The organism is Helicobacter pylori (genome assembly GCF_014496485.1).
GTDB classification, from domain to species: Bacteria; Campylobacterota; Campylobacteria; order Campylobacterales; family Helicobacteraceae; genus Helicobacter; species Helicobacter pylori_DD.
The window spans coordinates 15600-34276 of sequence record NZ_JACTAX010000006.1 but is presented as its reverse complement, the minus strand read 5'-3'; the positions used below and the strand labels follow the sequence as shown (position 1 = coordinate 34276).

Sequence of the window (18677 nt, the reverse complement as noted above, 5' to 3'; positions counted from 1 at the left end):
TTTATTTTTTAAAAGGATAAAACCATGCAAGCTTTTCGGTTAGAAGATGATGTTGATGACTATGTTAAAAAAGAATTGACAAAATTAGGGCTTATGAAAAATAAGGATTTTAATGTTAAAAGCCAAATGAGTCCTAGCCTTAAAAACGCCCTTTTGAATGCGAGTAAAACCAAAGATAAAACTTCTTATGGCGAGCCAGATTTCAGTTTAGAAAAATACACGCACCCTAAAAATAAAGAGAGCGTTATCCCTATAATCATAGAAAACAAACTCTACGCTAAAAATTTAAAAAAGCTCAAAAACAGCGCGTTGCAAAACGATGACAATTCCATTTCAAAATACGCCGTGAATGGGGCTTTACACTACGCTCAAAATATCCTAAAAAACAAAGAAAAATATAAAGAATGTATCGCCATAGGCATAGCCGGCGATGATGAAGAAAACCTTTCTATAGAAGTGTATTATGTTTTTGCAAGCGGGATCAATTCGCACAAACTCATTAACGCTAAAAACCTGCATTTTTTAGAAAATCAAGAATCGTTTAACGCTTTTTATAAAGAATGCACGCTCACTGAAGAAGAAAAGCATTCTATCTTAATCAAAACCAAAGACGATCTAAACGAAACCGCTAAAAAACTCAACCGCCTTATGCATAACCACAACATCACAGCGCCTCAGCGCGTGTTATATGTGAGTGGCATGCTTTTATCCATGCAAGAAATTAAAGGCAAAAAAGAGGGCTTAAAACCAAGCGATTTAAAAGGCGAATTGACCGATACTAGCCGTGATGGTGTTTTAGTGTTTAACCAAATTAGCGAATTTTTGAAAACCAAAAACTTGAGCGAAGAAAAACGAGATCTAATGCTCGCCAGTTTTAAAGAAATCAGTAAAGACCCACAACGCGATAAAGAAACGAGCCTTGATAAAGCCATAAGCATGCTTTTAGAAAAAGATTCAAGTACCACTAAGCAAATTTTTACCTTTCTTTATGAGTTTGTCCATAAGCCCATTAATGAAAGCGACAATACCGGTCATTTAGACATCATGGGCGAACTTTATAGCGAATTTTTAAAATACGCTTTAGGGGATGGTAAGGAATTGGGCATTGTTTTAACCCCGCCTTATGTAACTAAAATGATGAGCGAACTTTTAGGGGTTAATGCAAAGTCTTTTGTGATGGATTTAGCCACAGGGAGCGCGGGCTTTTTAATTTCTTCTATGGTGCTAATGATTGAAGACATTGAAAAAACCTATGGCAAAAACACCACCAAAGCTAACGAAAAAATAAAAGACGCAAAAACCACGCAACTTTTAGGCGTGGAACTTAACGCTGAAATGTTTTCGCTAGCCACCACTAACATGATTTTAAGAGGCGATGGATCAAGCTTGATCATCAAAGGCAACACTTTTGAAACCAATAAAAAGATTTATGAAGATTTTAAACCCAATATCCTTTTATTAAACCCTCCTTTTAGCTACGAAGAAAACGGCATGCCTTTTATCAAGTTTGGATTAGAGTGTATGCAAAAAGGCGCTTTAGGAGCGATCATTATCCAAGATAGCGCAGGGAGCGGGCAAGCTTTAAAATCCAATGTTGAAATTTTAAAAAAACATTCGCTTCTAGCGAGCATTAAAATGCCCACCGATTTATTCATGCCTCAAGCTGGGGTGCAAACAAGCGTTTATATTTTTAAAGCTCATGAGCCACACGATTATGAAAAGCCCGTTAAATTCATAGACTTTAGAAACGACGGCTTCAAGCGCACCAAAAGAGGCTTAAATGAAACCTCTAACCCCACCAAACGCTACGAAGAAATCATTAAAATTTACAAAGCCGGCTTAAACGCTAAAGTTTCTAAAGAGCTGTGGGGCGATTTAAAAACCATCTATATTGAAGATTTTATCGCTAAGCCGCATGAAAACAAGCATGCTAAAGACTTTAATTTTGAAGCCCATCAAAAGAATGAGACTAAACCCGAATTAGAGGATTTTAAAAGAACGATAGCCGATTACCTTTCTTATGAAGTGGGCTTGATTTTAAAAAACCAAACGCCCCCAAAGTGATTGGCCCCCTTAGTAGCCAACTCAACGCTATTAAGTGGGGCGAGTTCAGATTAGGGGATTTGTTTGAAATGGAGCGTGGCACTCGCCTAACAAAAGCCAACAGAATTAAGGGGACTAGACCATTAGTAACCGCAGGATATGAAAACTATGGGGTTGCGGAATATATCAGTAACCACGATCAAAAAGTTTTTAAAGGTAATACTATTACTATTGACATGTTTGCAAACGCTTTTTATCGTTATAGTGAATATAGTGCAGATGATAATATATTGGTTTTAACCCCAAAATTCACAATGAGTTACAGAATAGGGTTGTGTGTTACCGCTAGAATTAACGCAGTTTTAAAGGCTAAATTTTCTTATGGTAAGCAATACCGCCAAAAAGATTTTAATGTAACGATTATTTCTCTCCCCCTAAAACCCACCGCTAAAACTCAAACCCTTAAGGATATTGATTTCATTTTCATGGAAAAATTCATAGCCGAACTTGAGCAGTGTCGGCTCGCCGAACTTCAGGCTTATTTAAAAGCTACAGGGCTAGAAAACACCACCCTTTCTAGCGATGAAGAAAACGCCCTCAATCTTTTCAACGGCAACAATTCTGGGGGGGGGGGGTAATACCCCATGCGGCTTAACATGGCAAAGCTTTAGATTAGGGGATTTGTTTGAAATACGCCCCACAAAAGCCTATAAACTTACAAACTCTCACTTATTTGATAGTAACGCAAAAAATCCAGTCGTTACCAATTCTAGTTTGAATAATGGGATAAGCGGTTATTCTTCTTTAGAACCCACCGAAAAGGGTAATCAGATCACTTATAGCGATACCACGACTTCAGAGGGTATTTTTTATCAAAAAAGACCTTTTATAGGGTATTCGCATGTGCAAGGGCTGTATTCTTTAAAATACCATGAGTTTTGGAATGAAAAAACTTTACTCTATATCGTTACTGCTTTTAAAAAAGTAGCTTGTGGGCGTTTTAATTATGGTAACAAATTTAACCGAAAAATTGCTAGTGGAATGCCAATCTTTCTCCCCACCACAAAAAATGGCGAAATAGATTTTCATTTCATGCGCACCTTTATAAACGCCCTAATGAAGCAAACCATTCAAGGCGTGGTTCAATACAGCAGCACTAAAATACAGGCTACAAAAGAAGCCATCAGCCAAGAAACGCCAACCCAAAAAGACTCGTTATTTTGAAAGAGATGAGGCCCAGCTTGTGTTACAATAAACTTAAAATTTGCTTGATTGAAGAGGGTTGATGCATGGAAGAGCCAGTCATTAAAGAGGGGACTTTAGCGTTAATTGATACTTTTGCGTATTTGTTTAGAAGCTATTACATGAGCGCTAAAAATAAGCCTTTAACCAATGATAAGGGCTTTCCTACAGGGCTTTTAACGGGGCTTGTGGGCATGGTTAAAAAATTTTATAAAGATAGAAAAAACATGCCTTTTATCGTGTTCGCTTTAGAAAGCCAGACTAAAACTAAAAGAGCTGAAAAATTAGGCGAATACAAACAAAATCGTAAAGACGCCCCTAAAGAGATGCTTTTACAAATCCCTATCGCATTAGAATGGTTGCAAAAAATGGGTTTTGTTTGCGTGGAGGTGAATGGGTTTGAAGCTGATGATGTTATCGCAAGCCTGGCCACGCTAAGCCCTTATAAAACGCGCATTTATTCTAAAGATAAGGATTTTAACCAGCTTTTGAGCGATAAAATCGCGCTTTTTGATGGCAAAACGGAGTTTTTGGCGAAAGATTGCGTGGAAAAATACGGGATTTTGCCGAGTCAATTCACGGATTATCAGGGCATTGTGGGGGATAGCAGCGATAATTACAAGGGAATTAAAGGCATTGGGAGCAAGAACGCTAAGGAATTGTTACAGCAATTGGGGAGCTTGGAAAAAATCTATGAAAATTTAGACTTGGCGAAGAATTTACTCAGCCCTAAAATGTATCAAGCCTTGATACAAGACAAAGGAAGCGCGTTTTTAAGCAAAGAATTAGCCACTTTAGAAAGAGGGTGTATTAAGGAATTTGATTTTTTGAGTTGCGCTTTTCCTAGCGAAAACCCCTTATTGAAAATTAAAGATGAATTGAAAGAATATGGTTTTATTTCCACTTTAAGGGATTTAGAAAATTCCCCTTTCATTGTAGACAACGCCCCCGCATTAGAAAACGCACCCACATCAGACAACGCCCCTAAAAAATCGTGCATGATCGTTTTTGAAAACACCGCGCTCTTTGGTGCGTTTTTAGAAAAATTAAAAAATCCTAACGATAGGGTTTTTATGCGTTTAGTGCTGGATAAAGAAAAAAAAGTTTTGGCCCTAGCGTTTTTATATGAAAATCAAGGCTATTTTTTGCCTTTAGAAGAGGCGTTATTTTCGCCCTTTTCTTTAGAATTTTTGCAAAACGCTTTTTTTAAAATGTTACAGCATGTGCAAATCATTGGGCATGATTTAAAGCCCTTACTGAGCTTTTTAAAAGCCAAATACCAGGTGTCTTTGGAAAATATTCATATCCAGGACACTCAAATTTTAGCGTTTTTAAAGAATCCGGAAAAAGTGGGGTTTGATGAAGCTTTAAAGGAATATTTAAAAGAAGATTTAATCCCGCATGAAAAAATCAAAGATTTTAAGGCTAAAGCGGAAAAATCAGAACTTTTAAGCGTGGAATTAAACGCTTTAAAGCGTTTGTGCGAATACTTTGAAAAAGGGGGGCTAGAAGAGGATTTGCTCACTTTAGCTAGAGAAGTTGAAACGCCCTTTATGAAAGTTTTAATGGGCATGGAATTTCAAGGCTTTAAGATTGATGCGCCTTATTTCAAGCGCTTAGAGCAGGAGTTTAAGAATGAATTAAACGTTTTAGAGCACCAAATTTTGGATTTAATCGGCGTGGATTTTAACCTCAATTCGCCCAAGCAACTTGGCGAAGTCTTGTATGAAAAATTAGAGCTTCCTAAAAATAAAAGCCATTCTACCGATGAAAAAAATTTGTTAAAAATCCTAGACAAGCACCCAAGCATCCCTTTGATTTTAGAATACAGGGAATTGAATAAGCTTTTTAACACTTACACCACCCCCTTATTGCGCTTAAAAGACAAAGACGATAAAATCCATACCACTTTCATCCAAACCGGCACAGCTACCGGGCGTTTAAGCTCGCATTCGCCTAATTTGCAAAATATCCCGGTGCGATCGCCTAAAGGCTTACTCATTCGTAAGGGCTTTATCGCTAGCTCTAAAGAATATTGTTTGCTAGGGGTGGATTATTCGCAGATTGAATTGCGCTTATTGGCCCATTTCAGCCAGGATAAGGATTTAATGGAGGCGTTTTTAAAGGGGCGAGACATCCATTTAGAAACTTCTAAGGCGTTGTTTGGTGGAGATTTAGCCAAAGAAAAACGATCCATCGCTAAAAGCATTAATTTTGGGCTGGTGTATGGCATGGGGAGTAAGAAATTGAGCGAAACTTTAAACATCTCTTTAAATGAAGCTAAAAGCTACATAGAAGCGTATTTCAAACGATTCCCTAGCATTAAAGATTATTTAAACCGCATGAAAGAAGAGATTTTAAAAACTTCTAAAGCCTTTACTTTGCTTGGGCGTTATCGGGTGTTTGATTTTAATGGCGTGAATGATTATGTTAAGGGCAATTATTTGCGAGAGGGCGTGAATGCGATTTTTCAAGGGAGTGCCAGCGATTTATTGAAATTAGGCATGCTCAAAGTGAGCGAGCGTTTCAAAAATAACCCTTCGGTGAGGCTGCTTTTGCAAGTGCATGACGAATTGATTTTTGAGATTGAAGAAAAAAACGCCCCAGCGTTGCAACAAGAAATCCAACGCATTCTTAATGATGAAGTGTATCCTTTGAGGGTGCCGTTAGAAACGAGCGCGTTTATCGCTAAGCGTTGGAATGAACTAAAAGGTTAGTTTTTTAATTGAGTTTAAGAAAAAATATATTATTATTTCTTTATAAGTAATACTTAGCCATTTTAAGCTAATATAATATAGAGCGATTATCAAAAAATAAAGGGAAAAGACTGAATGTTGAAAAGAATTATATTATTAGGGGCTTTGGGTGTTTTAGCGAACGCTGAAGAGAGCGCGGCTTTTGTGGGAGTCAATTACCAGGTGAGCATGATACAAAATCAGACTAAAATGGTGAATGACAACGGCTTGCAAAAGCCTTTGATAAAGTTCCCGCCTTACGCAGGAGCGGGTTTTGAAGTGGGCTATAAGCAATTTTTTGGTAAGAAAAAATGGTTTGGCATGCGCTATTATGGGTTTTTTGACTACGCGCACAACCGCTTTGGTGTGATGAAAAAGGGCATTCCGGTGGGCGAGAGCGGGTTTATTTACAATAGTTTTAGTTTTGGTGGGACGACTTTAACCGAAAGGGATTCCTATCAAGGGCAATACTATGTCAATTTATTCACTTATGGCGTGGGGTTAGATACGCTGTGGAATTTTGTGAATAAAGAAAACATGGTTTTTGGTTTTGTCGTGGGGATCCAATTAGCGGGGGATAGTTGGGCAACGAGCATCAGTAAAGAGATCGCTCATTATGCAAAACACCACAGCAATTCCAGTTATAGCCCGGCCAATTTCCAGTTTTTATGGAAGTTTGGGGTCCGCACCCATATCGCTAAACACAATAGCCTAGAATTAGGGATTAAAGTGCCTACTATCACGCACCGGCTTTTCTCCATTACCAACGAAAAGGGATACACCTTACAAGCTGATGTTCGTAGAGTCTATGCGTTTCAAATCAGTTACTTGAGGGATTTTTAACCCCCTTTTAGATACAATCACACTTGAAACTATCCATTTAAAGGTGTGAAAATGGCAAATTTAGAAAATTTAGATTGGAAAAATTTAGGCTTTAGCTATATTAAAACGGATTTTCGCTTCATCGCTAGTTATAAAAACGGCTCTTGGTCGCAAGGCGAATTGGTTAGCGAAAATGTGTTACAGCTCAGCGAAGGCTCGCCGGTCTTGCACTACGGGCAGGCTTGTTTTGAAGGCTTGAAGGCTTATCGCTCTCAAAAGGGGAAAGCTCTTCTTTTTCGCCCTTTAGAAAACGCCAAACGCTTGCAAACTTCATGCGAAAGACTGCTCATGCCTAAAGTGAGCGAAGAGCTGTTTTTAAAGGCATGCGCTGAAGTGATTAAAGCGAATCAAAAATGGCTCGCTCCTTACAAAAGCGGGGCGAGTTTGTATTTGCGCCCTTTTGTCATAGGCGTGGGGGATAATTTGGGGGTAAAGCCGGCCAGTGAATACCTTTTTATCGTGTTTTGCGCACCGGTGGGGGCGTATTTTAAGGGGGGTATAGAAAAAGGGGGGGCTAGGTTTATCACTACGGCGTTTGATAGGGCCGCGCCTAAAGGCACCGGGGGGGTGAAAGTGGGGGGGAACTATGCCGCAAGCCTGTTAGCCCATAAAATGGCCACAGAGCAAGGCTATGATGATTGCATTTATTTAGACCCCACCACGCACACTAAAATTGAAGAAGTGGGGGCGGCGAATTTTTTTGGCATCACGCATGATAGTGCCTTTATCACCCCGCATTCGCCAAGCATTCTGCCAAGCGTTACCAGAAGAAGCTTGATGGTTTTGGCTAAAGAACACTTGAAATTAAAAGTAGAAGAGAGGGAAGTCTTAGTGGATGAGTTGGGCGCGTTTAAAGAAGCCGGAGCGTGCGGGACAGCCGCGATCATTACGCCCATTAAAGAAATCGCGCACAACAACAAGTCTTATTCTTTTGAAGCGCCGGGCAATATTACCAAACAACTTTATGATTTGCTTTTATCCATTCAGCAAGGCGAACAAGAAGCCCCCAAAGATTGGATTTTTGAAGTTGGCTAAAAGGTTAAAATTTATAGCTGTATGCCGCATAAAATAGGGGCGAAGTTTCAAAGCGACTAGAGCTAGAAAGCAATCTGGCGGTGGGCAAGATCTTAAACCCTAATTCAATGCGGTGCCTTAAAAAAAGCGTGAGCATGACCCCTCCACTAATCGCTAATCCCCCTGAAACCACAGAATGTTTAAAAAACTTGAAATTTTGCTTGTCTGTATAAACGACTAAAGCCCCTCTAGCTCCCCCAAACGCCCCTAAATAATGCTTATAACTCCCTAGAGGAAATTCCATAATCACATCCAAACCCACCGCAAGCATGGTAAAAAAAGAGTCTGTAGGATCTTTATAGCTTTGATAATTCACTTTTCCTGACCCAAGATCCCATGCAAAAACCCCCCTGATCCCGATGTATTTTTTAAAAAAACTTTGCACGCCGGTTTTTAAATTGAGCGTGGCGATCCAATCTTTCATTTCCTTGCCTTGATAGTCCTTAATGGCCTCTACAGCGCCAAACCCTCCTAAAAAATACCACCCGCTTTTTTTGCGTGTGAGTTTTTGGCGGTTAATGATGCTTCTATAGAGCTTTTCATGGGCTTCTTGGTAATTTTTTTTAGGGGTTTTATTGCGCAAAATAGGCATGGCTTCAAGGGGTGGAATGACAAATCCCCCTATCAAAAAAACGCACAAAAAAATGATTTTTTTAAACATTTTAAAAATAATTAATCCTTTATTAAACAGAGCATTGTTTAACCTTTTGTTTTATCATTGTGTTAAAATAGTCGTTTTAACAAACGAAATTTTGTTAATAGATTTTACCTAATCTGAGAGAGAATATATTTTAATGAAGACAGAGAAACAAAAATTTTTAGAGATGCGTAAAGATGGGGTGAACTCTGTGCTGATTTTAAGAGGGGATTGGGATTTTAAAACGAGCGTGTTTCGTTTAGATGAGTTGAAAAAAAATTTATTGGATCATCAAGGGTCTTTAAAAATGGATTTTTCAGGGTGCCAAAAAATAGATTTTGTTTTTGGCATGTTTTTATTTGATCTCATCAAGGAGCGTTCTTTAAACATTGAATTGTGCAACGTGAGCGAGAATAACGCTTGCGCTTTGAAAGTGGTTAAAGACTGGTTTGAAAAAGAAGACGATTTGGAATCTAAAAAAGTGGGCAAAAAATACGAACTCATGATCACTAAATTGGGTAAGAGTCTTGTAGAGACTTATAACACCTTTTTAAACGCGTTCAATTTTTGCGGCATGATTTTATTCTACTTCATTAAAAGCGTTTTCAACCCCAAACGCTTCTGTATCACTCCTTTGCTCTATCATATCAATGAATCCGGGTTTAAGGTTTTGCCGGTGAGTATTTTAACGGTGTTTATCGTGGGGTTTGCCGTTGCTTTACAAGGGGCTTTACAATTACAAGACATGGGTGCGCCTTTAATGTCGGTGGAAATGACGGCTAAACTCGCTTTAAGAGAAATCGGCCCTTTCATTTTAACCCTCGTGGTGGCCGGGAGGAGCGCGAGCAGTTTTACCGCGCAAATTGGGGTGATGAAGATCACTGAGGAATTAGACGCGATGAAAACCATGGGCTTTAACCCTTTTGAATTTTTAGTGTTGCCTAGGGTGTTGGCCTTAGTGATTGTTTTGCCTTTATTGGTGTTTATCGCTGATGCGTTCGCCATTCTTGGGGGCATGTTTGCGATTAAATACCAATTGGATTTAGGCTTTCCAAGCTATATAGACAGACTGCATGACACAGTAGGTTGGAATCATTTTTTAGTAGGGATTGTCAAAGCCCCTTTTTGGGGGTTTGCGATTGCGATGGTAGGGTGCATGCGCGGGTTTGAAGTCAAGGGGGATACCGAGAGCATTGGGCGCTTGACCACTATTAGCGTCGTGAACGCTTTGTTTTGGATCATTTTCTTAGACGCTATTTTTTCTATTCTCTTTTCTAAGTTGAACATATAATGAACGCTACTAACAATCAAGTCTTAATTGAAGTGAAGGATCTCCATAGTGCTTTTGGAAGCACCATTATTCATAGGGGCGTGAGTTTTAGCGTGCATAAGGGCGAAGTGATGGCGATTTTAGGGGGTTCAGGGAGCGGTAAAAGCACGCTTTTAAGGTGCATGATCTTACTCAATCGCCCTACAAAGGGGGAAGTGTTGCTTTTTGGGGAAGATATATGGAAACTCAAAGAAACAGAGCAGCAAAAGATTTTTAACCGCTGCGGCATTTGCTTCCAGTTTGGGGCGTTGTATAGCTCTTTAACGGTTTTAGAAAATGTGGGTGTCATGCTAGAGCAATACGGCGCTTATTCTAAAAAAATTGTTGAAGAAATTTCTAAAATGTGGATTGAAAAAGTGGGTTTGCCCCCTAGGGCTTACCACCTTTACCCTTATGAATTGAGTGGGGGGATGAAAAAGCGCGTGGGTATAGCAAGGGCTATGGCGACTAACCCAGAAATCTTATTTTTAGATGAGCCAACAAGCGGGCTGGATCCTTATAGCGCGGGCAAATTTGACGAACTCATCATGACGCTCAAAGAGAGCTTGCAGCTTACGGTGGTGATGATCACGCATGATTTGGACTCCGTGCATGATTGCGTGGATCGATTCATCATGCTCAAAGACGGGCTATTAGAATTTAATGGGGATTTAAAAGATTTTATTAAAAAAGCTCAAACTCAAGGGCTAGATGAAGGCAATTTATTCAATTCAACACGAGGAGAGAAATTTTGGAAAGGCATGTGAATTACACTTTAATCGGCGGGCTCTTCTTTTTATGCTTGGTTTGCATGGTGGGTTTTATTTTATGGCTAGGCCATTTGGGATTAGATGATGGGAAGTATTATGAATATGTGGTCTATACGGACAAAGACTTGGGAGGCATTGCGACCAACTCGCCCATAAATTACAAAGGGATTCAAGTGGGGAATGTCATTAAGGTGGGTTTTGCAAAGGATAAAGTGGGGGTGGTCCGTTTGGATTTGATGATTAAATCCAGCGTTAAAATCCGTAAAGACTCCAAAGTGGCGGTTTCTTCTAGAGGGTTTATGGGGTTAAAATTTTTAGCCTTAGAGCAAAGCCACAATGAAGAATTTTATGGTAGTGGCGATAAAGGGGAGCGGATTTTAATCTTTAAAGAAGGGCTTATGGATCGCTTGAGCGGTGATGCTAATCAAGTGGTGCAAGAAGTGATGAAAGCGATCAGGAATGTGAATAGGATTTTAGACGATGAAAATGTGGAAAAATTCAAGCACATTCTCGCTTCAGTGGATGATCTCATCGCTAACTTGGATTCAAGAAAGACTCAATTTGATTCTTTGATTAATAACGCTAACAACCTTGTTTCTAATGTCAATAATGTGGCTTTAGATGTGGATAAACGCGTCAAACAGGGGCAATACGACTTTAAGGCGATGTTCACTCCTTTAATCATGCAAGCGCAGTTGAGCTTAAGAAACATTGATAATTTTGTGGAAAAAGGCTCTGCTTTGATAGATAAATTTGACGCTAACCCCTATAAAACGATTTTTGGAGAAAGGAAATAACCATGAGAGCTACGGCGATAAAAATCTTTTCATTCTCATCAGCACTCGCCCTATTGCTTCAGGGTTGTTTGAGCATCAATTTAAAACAAATGCTACCAGAGATCAGAACTTATGATTTGAACGCGAGTTCTTTTGAAATCACGCAATGCCCTAAACCTTTGACTGAAGTGAGGCTCATTAGCATTTTGAGCGCGGATTTATTCAACACTAAAGAGATCGTTTTTAAAGCGCAAGACGGGCAGATCACGCATGGGAAGCACCAAAAATGGATAGACTTGCCTCGCAACATGTTAAAAACCATGTTCATGCAAGAAGCGCAAAAAGCATGCTTAGGCGTGGCTTTGCCCCCTTATGGCGCGGGCACGCCCACTTATGCGGTTCGTTTTACGATTTTATCGTTTTCTCTTTTAGAAAAAGAAAATTCTACCTATAGGGCGGAATTTGCGCTAGGCTATGATATTAGCGTGAAAGGCGATTCGCATTCTGGAGTGATCATTAAGCATGAAAATATTTCTAGCTTGGAAAATAAAACGACCAAAACGAGTAAAAATGGCAATCAAGATTTTCAAGAAAGCGCGATACAATCTCTCCAACATGTCAGCACGCAAGCGATGCAAGAAGCGATCTCTTTGATTAAAAAAGCCATTGAAGCGCAAAGCGTAAGCCCGTTAAAAAAATAAGGAGGAATTGTTTGAATTTACGATTGGCTGGAGCAAGCGTTTTAACGGCTTGTGTCTTTTCGGGGTGTTTTTTTTTAAAAATGTTTGATAAAAAACTTTCTAGTAACGATTGGCATATCCAAAAAGTAGAAATGAACCATCAAGTCTATGACATTGAAACCATGCTCGCTGATAGCGCTTTTAGAGAGCATGAAGAAGAGCAAGATTCCTCTCTAAATACCGCTTTGCCTGAAGATAAAGCAGCGATTGAGGCCAAAGAGCAAGAGCAAAAAGAAAAAAGGAAACACTGGTATGAGCTTTTTAAAAAGAAACCAAAGCCCAAAAGCTCTATGGGAGAGTTTGTGTTTGATCAAAAAGAAAATCGTATTTATGGCAAAGGCTATTGCAACCGGTATTTTGCCAGCTATGTATGGCAGGGCGATAGGCACATTGGGATTGAAGATAGCGGGATTTCAAGAAAAGTGTGTAGAGATGAGCATTTGATGGCGTTTGAATTGGAATTTATGGAGAATTTTAAGGGTAATTTTACGGTAACTAAGGGCAAGGACACGCTTATTTTAGACAACCAAAAAATGAAAATTTATTTGAAAACGCCTTGAGTTTATGTTTTGTGTTTTAAATGCGATCTAAAATCAAAAAACATTCTAAATGATAAAGAGATTAAAAAATTTTTAAAAAATAGGAGTAAAACTCATTCTTTTAAGGGGATAGGGGTATTTTGAAACAATTCTCCCCCTACAACCCTCCAACTAAATCCCTCTAAACCCCACAAAGATCGCTTTTTAAGGGATTATCGCTTGTTTTTTGAAAGCTTTTTATTATTTTGATCGCAAAAGATGCTTTGAGCGTTTTTTAGATTTAGCACCAAAAGCCCCCTTAAAAAGGACTTTTTAAAATCAAAAAGAGGGTTTAGGGGTTTTGTCTGTCATTATGGGGAGTTCTGGATAGAGTATTTTAGGTTTTTTACCCTTTAAGGCTTCAAAGAAGGTTTCAATTTTTTTCGCTTCTTCATCGCTGATTTCAATGCCTAACTGGATAGAGCCCATTTCTTTAATCGCATCTTTAACATCCCAAAATTGCCCGTTATGAAAATAAGGCATCGTTTCGGTGATATTCCTTAAAGTAGGCACTTTCACAAGCCCGTTTTTATCGCCTTTGAAATCGCCCACATTAGCGAATTTATAAGGTTTGACCACCCCAAAAGGCTGCATTGTCCCCCCAAGATTGATGCCGTTATGGCAAGCCACACAGCCTTTAGAAATGAATAAATCCAGCCCCTCTTTTTCGGCTTTACTGAGCGCTTTAGGATTGCCCCTTAAAAAATCATCGTAGCGGCTTGGGGTAATAAGCGTGGCTTCAAACATAGCGATACTATCAGCGATCAATTTAAAATCAATTTTGACTTTAGAGCCATAAGCTTTTCTAAAGAGTTTGACATAGCCTGGCATGGAATTGATTTTTTCTACCACCACTTTAGGATCAGCACCCATTTCAAAAGAAGATTGGATCGGCCCTTGCGCTTGTTCGTTTAAATGCGTAACCCTACCATCCCAAAACTGCACATCGTTAAACACAGAGTTATACACCGTTGGGGAACTTAAAAGGTGGGGGTTTTTCTTCCATTGAGAGCCTACCGCACTTGGGACTAAATCCACCCCGCCTAAGCCCAGATTATGGCATGTGTTGCAAGACACGAGATAGGAAGTGGAAATCCTAGGGTCAAAATAGAGCATTTTGCCTAATTCCACTTGAGCGGAGGTCATGATTTCGCTGTTTTTGGTGCCAATACCCACATCTCTGGTTTTTTTGATTTGGTATTCTTTGAGCGCTTTGCCCATAGGCATGGGTTCTAACTGGCTTTCCCTCGCTTTTTTGATCAATTCTAAATCGTTCAAGGCATAAACGCAAGAAAAAGCCAGGCAAACGCCCAACAAAATGGATTTTTTCATGATGAACTCCTAAAATAGCGTTAAAAATAAGACAAAATTTTCTTATTATAACCACCATTTTAAAATAATTCACCACTAAACGATCCGATAAAGAGTTTTTTAAAGAGCGGTAGGTATAATGGCGTTAAATCAAAATAGGGGTTATACAATGAAAGAGAATAAAACTTTCACGCATTTGCACTTGCACACAGAATATTCGCTTTTAGACGGGGCGAACAAGATTAAAATTCTAGCCAAACGCATTAAAGAATTGGGCATGAAAAGCGTGAGCGTAACTGATCATGGGAACATGTTTGGAGCGATTGATTTTTATACGAGCATGAAAAAAGAAGGCATTAAGCCTATTATCGGCATGGAAGCGTATATCCATAATGATGACAACCTTTCTAGCAAAGAAACCAAGCAGCGTTTCCATTTGTGCCTGTTCGCTAAAAACCAAGAGGGCTATGAAAATTTGATGTTCTTAAGCTCTATGGCGTATTTAGAGGGGTTTTATTACTTCCCGCGCATCAATAAAAAGCTTCTAAGGGAGCATTCTAAGGGCATTATCGCTTCTAGCGCGTGCTTGCAAGGGGAAGTCAATTACCATTTGAATACTCATAATGAGAGAAACCGCAAGTATGGGGCTAAAGGCTATGATGAAGCTAAAAGAATCGCTTGCGAATACCAAGAGATTTTTGAAGACGACTTTTATTTAGAAATCATGCGTCATGGCATTTTGGATCAGCGATTCATTGATGAGCAAGTCATTAAAATGTCCTTAGAAACAGGGTTAAAAATCATTGCCACCAACGACACCCACTACACCATGCCTAATGACGCTAAGACTCAAGAAGTGGCGATGTGCGTAGCGATGGGTAAAACCCTAAACGATAAGGGGCGCTTGAAACACTCCGTGCATGAGTTTTACATTAAATCCCCTGAAGAAATGGCAAAGCTCTTTGCAGATATTCCAGAAGCCTTAGAAAACACCCAAGAAATCGCTGATAAATGCGTTTTAGAGATTGATTTAAAAGACGATAAAAAGAACCCCCCAACCCCCCCAAGCTTCAAATTCACTAAAGCTTACGCTCAAAATGAGGGGCTGGATTTTGAAGATGACGCTTCTTATTTCGCCTATAAGGCCAGAGAGGGCTTGAAAGAGCGCTTAATTTTAGTGCCAAAAGAAAAGCATGATCAATACCAAGAACGCTTAGAAAAAGAAATTGAAGTCATCACGAACATGAAATTCCCAGGGTATATGCTGATCGTGTGGGATTTTATCCGTTACGCTAAAGAAATGGGCATTCCTGTAGGGCCTGGTAGGGGGAGTGCGGCCGGGAGTTTGGTGGCTTTTGCGTTAAAAATCACGGATATTGACCCTTTGAAATACGATTTGCTCTTTGAAAGGTTTTTAAACCCTGAAAGAGTCAGCATGCCTGATATTGATACGGATTTTTGCCAGCGCCGGCGTAAGGAAATCATAGAATACATGATTGAAAAATACGGCAAATACAATGTGGCACAAGTCATCACCTTTAATAAAATGTTGGCTAAGGGCGTGATCAGAGATGTCGCAAGGGTTTTGGACATGCCTTATAAAGAAGCCGATGATTTCGCCAAACTCATCCCTAATCGCTTAGGCATCACGCTCAAGGGCTATGAAAAAAATGGCGAGTTCATAGAGGGGGCGTGGGAATTAGAGCCTAAAATCAAGGAATTAGTGGAGAGTAATGAATTAGCCAAACAAGTGTGGGAGTATTCGCTCAACTTAGAGAATTTAAACCGCAACGCAGGCGTGCATGCCGCAGCCTTAGTGGTGGATAGCCAAAAAGAGTTGTGGCACAAAACCCCCTTGTTTGCCTCTGAAAAAACCGGCGGTATCGTTACGCAATATTCCATGAAGTATTTGGAGCCGGTGGATTTGATTAAGTTTGACTTCTTGGGGCTTAAAACCTTGACCGTGATTGATGATGCGCTTAAAATCATTAAAACGCAGCATAACATTGATGTGGATTTTTTATCGTTGGATATGGACGATCCGAAAGTGTATAAAACGATCCAAAGTGGGGATACGGTGGGGATCTTCCAGATTGAATCCGGAATGTTTCAAGGGCTTAACAAGCGCTTAAGGCCTTCAAGCTTTGAAGACATTATCGCCATTATTGCGCTAGGCAGACCGGGGCCTATGGAATCAGGCATGGTAGATGATTTTGTGAATAGAAAGCATGGCGTTGAGCCTATCGCTTATGCGTTTAAAGAATTAGAGCCGATTTTAAAGCCCACTTACGGCACGATCGTCTATCAAGAGCAAGTGATGCAAATCGTGCAAACTATCGGTGGTTTCAGTTTGGGCGAAGCGGATCTCATCCGCCGCGCTATGGGGAAAAAAGACGCTCAGATCATGGCGGACAATAAGGCTAAGTTTGTAGAAGGCGCTAAAAATTTAGGGCATGATGGCCAAAAGGCGGCTAATTTGTGGGATTTGATCGTTAAATTTGCCGGCTATGGTTTCAACAAATCGCATTCAGCCGCTTATGCGATGATCACTTTCCAAACGGCGTATTTAAAGACTTATTACAAGCATGAGTTCATGGCAGCGATGCTCACTAGCGAATCCAATAAGATCGAATCCGTAGCGCGCTATATTGATGAGGTCAGGGCTTTAGAAATTGAAGTGATGCCTCCGCACATCAATTCTTCTATGCAAGATTTCAGCGTGGCGGAGTTTAAAAATCAAAAGGGCGAATTAGAAAAGAAAATCGTGTTTGGTTTAGGGGCGATTAAAGGGGTTGGGGGTGAGCCGATTAAAAACATCATTGAAGAAAGGGCTAAAGGGGATTATAAGAGTTTAGAAGATTTTATTTCACGGGTGGATTTTTCTAAACTCACTAAAAAATCTTTAGAGCCATTAGTGAAATCAGGGAGCTTGGATAATTTAGGCTACACCCGAAAAACCATGCTCGCTAACTTGGATTTGATCTGTGATGCGGGGCGCGCTAAAGACAAGGCTAATGAAATGATGCAAGGAGGCAACTCCCTTTTTGGAGCCATGGAGGGCGGAACCAAAGAGCAGGTTATTTTGGACATGATTGATTTGGGCGAGCATGACGCTAAAACGCTTTTAGAATGCGAATACGAGACTTTAGGCATCCATGTTTCAGGCAATCCCTTAGACGAGTTTAAAGAAGAGATTAAGGGCTTTAAAAATTTAGTCAAAAGCATTGATATTGAAGAATTAGAAATCGGCTCGCAGGCTTATTTGCTGGGCAAAATCATGGAAGTTAAAAAGAAAATTGGCAAACGAAGCGGTAAGCCTTATGGCACAGCGGACATTTTGGATCGATACGGCAAGTTTGAGCTCATGCTGTTTGAAAAGCAATTGAGTGCTTTAGAAGAGTTAGATATTAATAAGCCTTTAGTGTTTAAATGCAAGATTGAAGAGCAAGAAGAAGTGGCACGATTGAGGCTTTTTGAAATCTTGGATTTAGAGAGCGCTAGGGAGGTTAAAATCCCTAAAGCCCGCTATAAAGACCCTGAAAAGCAAAAAGAAGACGTGCGTGAAATCCCCCCCATGGAAATACTCGCTTCTAGTTCTTGCTCTTTAGCGATCGTGTTAGAAAACGATGTGAAAAAAGAGTTTTTAAGACAGATCAAAGAGAGTGCTTTAAAACACCAGGGCAAACGCCCCTTGTATTTGATCATCAAAGATAAGGATAAGCAATTCAAAATCCAAAGCGATTTAATGGTAAATGAAAAGATTAAGGACGATTTTAAAGAATTAGAGTGGAGGGATTTAGCTTGAGGATCAACCAGTTTTTAGCCCATTACACCAAGCATTCCAGAAGAGAGGCTGAAAAATTGGTTTTAGAAGGGCGGGTGAAAATCAATCATGAGCATGCCCAACTCGCTAGCGTGGTTAAAGAAAACGACAGGGTGTTTTTAGACAAGCGACTCATCAAGCCCTTAAAAAACAAAAAATTCAGCGTGCTGGTTTATCACAAGCCAAAGGGCGAACTAGTGAGTAAAGCCGATCCCTTAAAACGGCGCGTGATTTATGAAAGCTTGGAGAAAAAATACGCCCATTTTGCGCCGGTGGGGCGTTTGGATTTTGCGAGTGAGGGGGTGTTATTATTGAGCGATAGTAAGGCGGTGGTGAGCGCTTTAATGCATGCGAATTTAGAAAAAGAATATCTCATTAAAATTCAAGGCTTTGTTACAAGAGAGATGGAGAGCGCGATGCAAGAGGGTCTGAAATTAGAAAACGCCACTAAGGGAGCACACCAAAAAACCCCCATTAAAAGCATGGAATTTGCCCCCTTTATTGGTTATGAAATCATCAAAAACCATGCCAAATATTCTAAACTGAGAGTTATTATCAATGAGGGGAAAAACAGAGAATTGAGGCGTTTTTTTGCGTTTTTTAACGCTGGAGTGTTGGATTTAAGGCGCGTTCGTTATGGTTTTGTGAATTTGAATGCCTTGCCGGTAGGGAAAATGCGGTTTTTAAACCGCCAAGAATACAATGAATTGCATGCATTTATGGCTAATAGGGCTAATACTAAAAGGGATTAGCGCTT

The 18677-nt window shown here is 39.9% G+C and carries 15 protein-coding genes; 13 read left to right on the top strand and 2 right to left on the bottom strand.

Annotated features, from left to right (window positions below):
- Window positions 1-24: 24 nt before the first annotated feature.
- From IC572_RS04450 to ilvE, 6 genes are all read left to right on the top strand, one after another.
- Window positions 25-2064, top strand: coding sequence for an HsdM family class I SAM-dependent methyltransferase (locus tag IC572_RS04450; protein ID WP_187855205.1), 2040 nt, complete (start codon window positions 25-27; stop codon window positions 2062-2064).
- Entirely contained in the window at window positions 2061-2681 is a 621-nt protein-coding gene (locus IC572_RS07925; protein ID WP_332246572.1) for a restriction endonuclease subunit S, read from the top strand. The genes IC572_RS04450 and IC572_RS07925 overlap by 4 nt, the downstream gene beginning before the upstream one ends.
- A complete protein-coding gene (locus tag IC572_RS07920; RefSeq protein WP_415751474.1) occupies window positions 2626-3267 on the top strand; it encodes a restriction endonuclease subunit S in 642 nt (213 codons plus the stop codon). Before IC572_RS07925 ends, IC572_RS07920 begins: the two co-directional genes overlap by 56 nt.
- A 65-nt stretch (window positions 3268-3332) precedes the next feature.
- The gene (gene polA, locus IC572_RS04440) at window positions 3333-6002 is read left to right on the top strand and encodes a DNA polymerase I (RefSeq protein ID WP_187855204.1); all 2670 of its coding nucleotides are present in this window, start codon (window positions 3333-3335) and stop codon (window positions 6000-6002) included.
- Between the two features lie 114 nt (window positions 6003-6116).
- Window positions 6117-6863, top strand: coding sequence for an outer membrane protein (locus tag IC572_RS04435; protein ID WP_120884609.1), 747 nt, complete (start codon window positions 6117-6119; stop codon window positions 6861-6863).
- A 51-nt stretch (window positions 6864-6914) separates the two neighbouring features.
- Complete coding sequence (gene ilvE, locus IC572_RS04430) at window positions 6915-7937, top strand: branched-chain-amino-acid transaminase (protein ID WP_187855203.1); 1023 nt, start codon at window positions 6915-6917, stop codon at window positions 7935-7937.
- 4 nt (window positions 7938-7941) lie between these two features.
- On the opposite strand, the gene IC572_RS04425 is transcribed toward ilvE, so the two are convergent.
- Window positions 7942-8637 carry an outer membrane protein gene (locus IC572_RS04425; RefSeq protein ID WP_187855202.1) on the bottom strand — a complete coding sequence of 232 codons (696 nt, stop codon included), beginning with the start codon at window positions 8635-8637 and terminating at the stop codon, window positions 7942-7944.
- A gap of 133 nt (window positions 8638-8770) precedes the next feature.
- Between IC572_RS04425 and IC572_RS04420 the strand changes: the two genes are divergently transcribed.
- From IC572_RS04420 to IC572_RS04400, 5 genes are read left to right on the top strand one after another with little or no spacing between them, the layout of a single operon-like run.
- On the top strand, window positions 8771-9904 hold the full coding sequence (locus IC572_RS04420) for an ABC transporter permease (RefSeq protein WP_187855201.1): 1134 nt from the start codon (window positions 8771-8773) through the stop codon (window positions 9902-9904).
- Window positions 9904-10689 (top strand): ABC transporter ATP-binding protein, encoded by a 786-nt coding sequence (locus tag IC572_RS04415; RefSeq protein ID WP_101025040.1) that lies wholly within the window; start codon window positions 9904-9906, stop codon window positions 10687-10689. Before IC572_RS04420 ends, IC572_RS04415 begins: the two co-directional genes overlap by 1 nt.
- Entirely contained in the window at window positions 10674-11489 is an 816-nt protein-coding gene (locus IC572_RS04410; protein ID WP_000439506.1) for an MlaD family protein, read from the top strand. Before IC572_RS04415 ends, IC572_RS04410 begins: the two co-directional genes overlap by 16 nt.
- A gap of 2 nt (window positions 11490-11491) precedes the next feature.
- Window positions 11492-12169 carry a hypothetical protein gene (locus IC572_RS04405; RefSeq protein WP_187855200.1) on the top strand — a complete coding sequence of 226 codons (678 nt, stop codon included), beginning with the start codon at window positions 11492-11494 and terminating at the stop codon, window positions 12167-12169.
- An 11-nt stretch (window positions 12170-12180) separates the two neighbouring features.
- On the top strand, window positions 12181-12768 hold the full coding sequence (locus IC572_RS04400; RefSeq protein WP_045003238.1) for an META domain-containing protein: 588 nt from the start codon (window positions 12181-12183) through the stop codon (window positions 12766-12768).
- 297 nt (window positions 12769-13065) lie between these two features.
- On the opposite strand, the gene IC572_RS04395 is transcribed toward IC572_RS04400, so the two are convergent.
- A complete protein-coding gene (locus tag IC572_RS04395) occupies window positions 13066-14118 on the bottom strand; it encodes a cytochrome-c peroxidase (RefSeq protein ID WP_187855199.1) in 1053 nt (350 codons plus the stop codon).
- Window positions 14119-14266: 148 nt separating this feature from the next.
- On the opposite strand from IC572_RS04395, the gene dnaE reads away from it, so the two are divergent.
- Both dnaE and IC572_RS04385 read left to right on the top strand, forming a co-directional pair.
- Entirely contained in the window at window positions 14267-17902 is a 3636-nt protein-coding gene (dnaE, locus tag IC572_RS04390; RefSeq protein ID WP_187855198.1) for a DNA polymerase III subunit alpha, read from the top strand.
- On the top strand, window positions 17884-18672 hold the full coding sequence (locus tag IC572_RS04385; protein ID WP_187855197.1) for a pseudouridine synthase: 789 nt from the start codon (window positions 17884-17886) through the stop codon (window positions 18670-18672). Before dnaE ends, IC572_RS04385 begins: the two co-directional genes overlap by 19 nt.
- Window positions 18673-18677 lie beyond the last annotated feature (5 nt).

What these genes read in the sequence shown, in the direction of transcription:
- IC572_RS04435 (WP_120884609.1), top strand. Translation starts at nt 6,117, where the DNA reads ATGTTGAAAAGAATTATATTATTAGGGGCTTTGGGTGTTTTAGCGAAC.
- IC572_RS04395 (WP_187855199.1), bottom strand. Translation starts at nt 14,118, where the DNA reads ATGAAAAAATCCATTTTGTTGGGCGTTTGCCTGGCTTTTTCTTGCGTT.
- IC572_RS04415 (WP_101025040.1), top strand. Translation starts at nt 9,904, where the DNA reads ATGAACGCTACTAACAATCAAGTCTTAATTGAAGTGAAGGATCTCCAT.
- IC572_RS07920 (WP_415751474.1), top strand. Translation starts at nt 2,626, where the DNA reads ATGAAGAAAACGCCCTCAATCTTTTCAACGGCAACAATTCTGGGGGGG.
- IC572_RS04450 (WP_187855205.1), top strand. Translation starts at nt 25, where the DNA reads ATGCAAGCTTTTCGGTTAGAAGATGATGTTGATGACTATGTTAAAAAA.
- polA (WP_187855204.1), top strand. Translation starts at nt 3,333, where the DNA reads ATGGAAGAGCCAGTCATTAAAGAGGGGACTTTAGCGTTAATTGATACT.
- IC572_RS04405 (WP_187855200.1), top strand. Translation starts at nt 11,492, where the DNA reads ATGAGAGCTACGGCGATAAAAATCTTTTCATTCTCATCAGCACTCGCC.
- ilvE (WP_187855203.1), top strand. Translation starts at nt 6,915, where the DNA reads ATGGCAAATTTAGAAAATTTAGATTGGAAAAATTTAGGCTTTAGCTAT.
- IC572_RS04420 (WP_187855201.1), top strand. Translation starts at nt 8,771, where the DNA reads ATGAAGACAGAGAAACAAAAATTTTTAGAGATGCGTAAAGATGGGGTG.
- IC572_RS04425 (WP_187855202.1), bottom strand. Translation starts at nt 8,637, where the DNA reads ATGTTTAAAAAAATCATTTTTTTGTGCGTTTTTTTGATAGGGGGATTT.
- dnaE (WP_187855198.1), top strand. Translation starts at nt 14,267, where the DNA reads ATGAAAGAGAATAAAACTTTCACGCATTTGCACTTGCACACAGAATAT.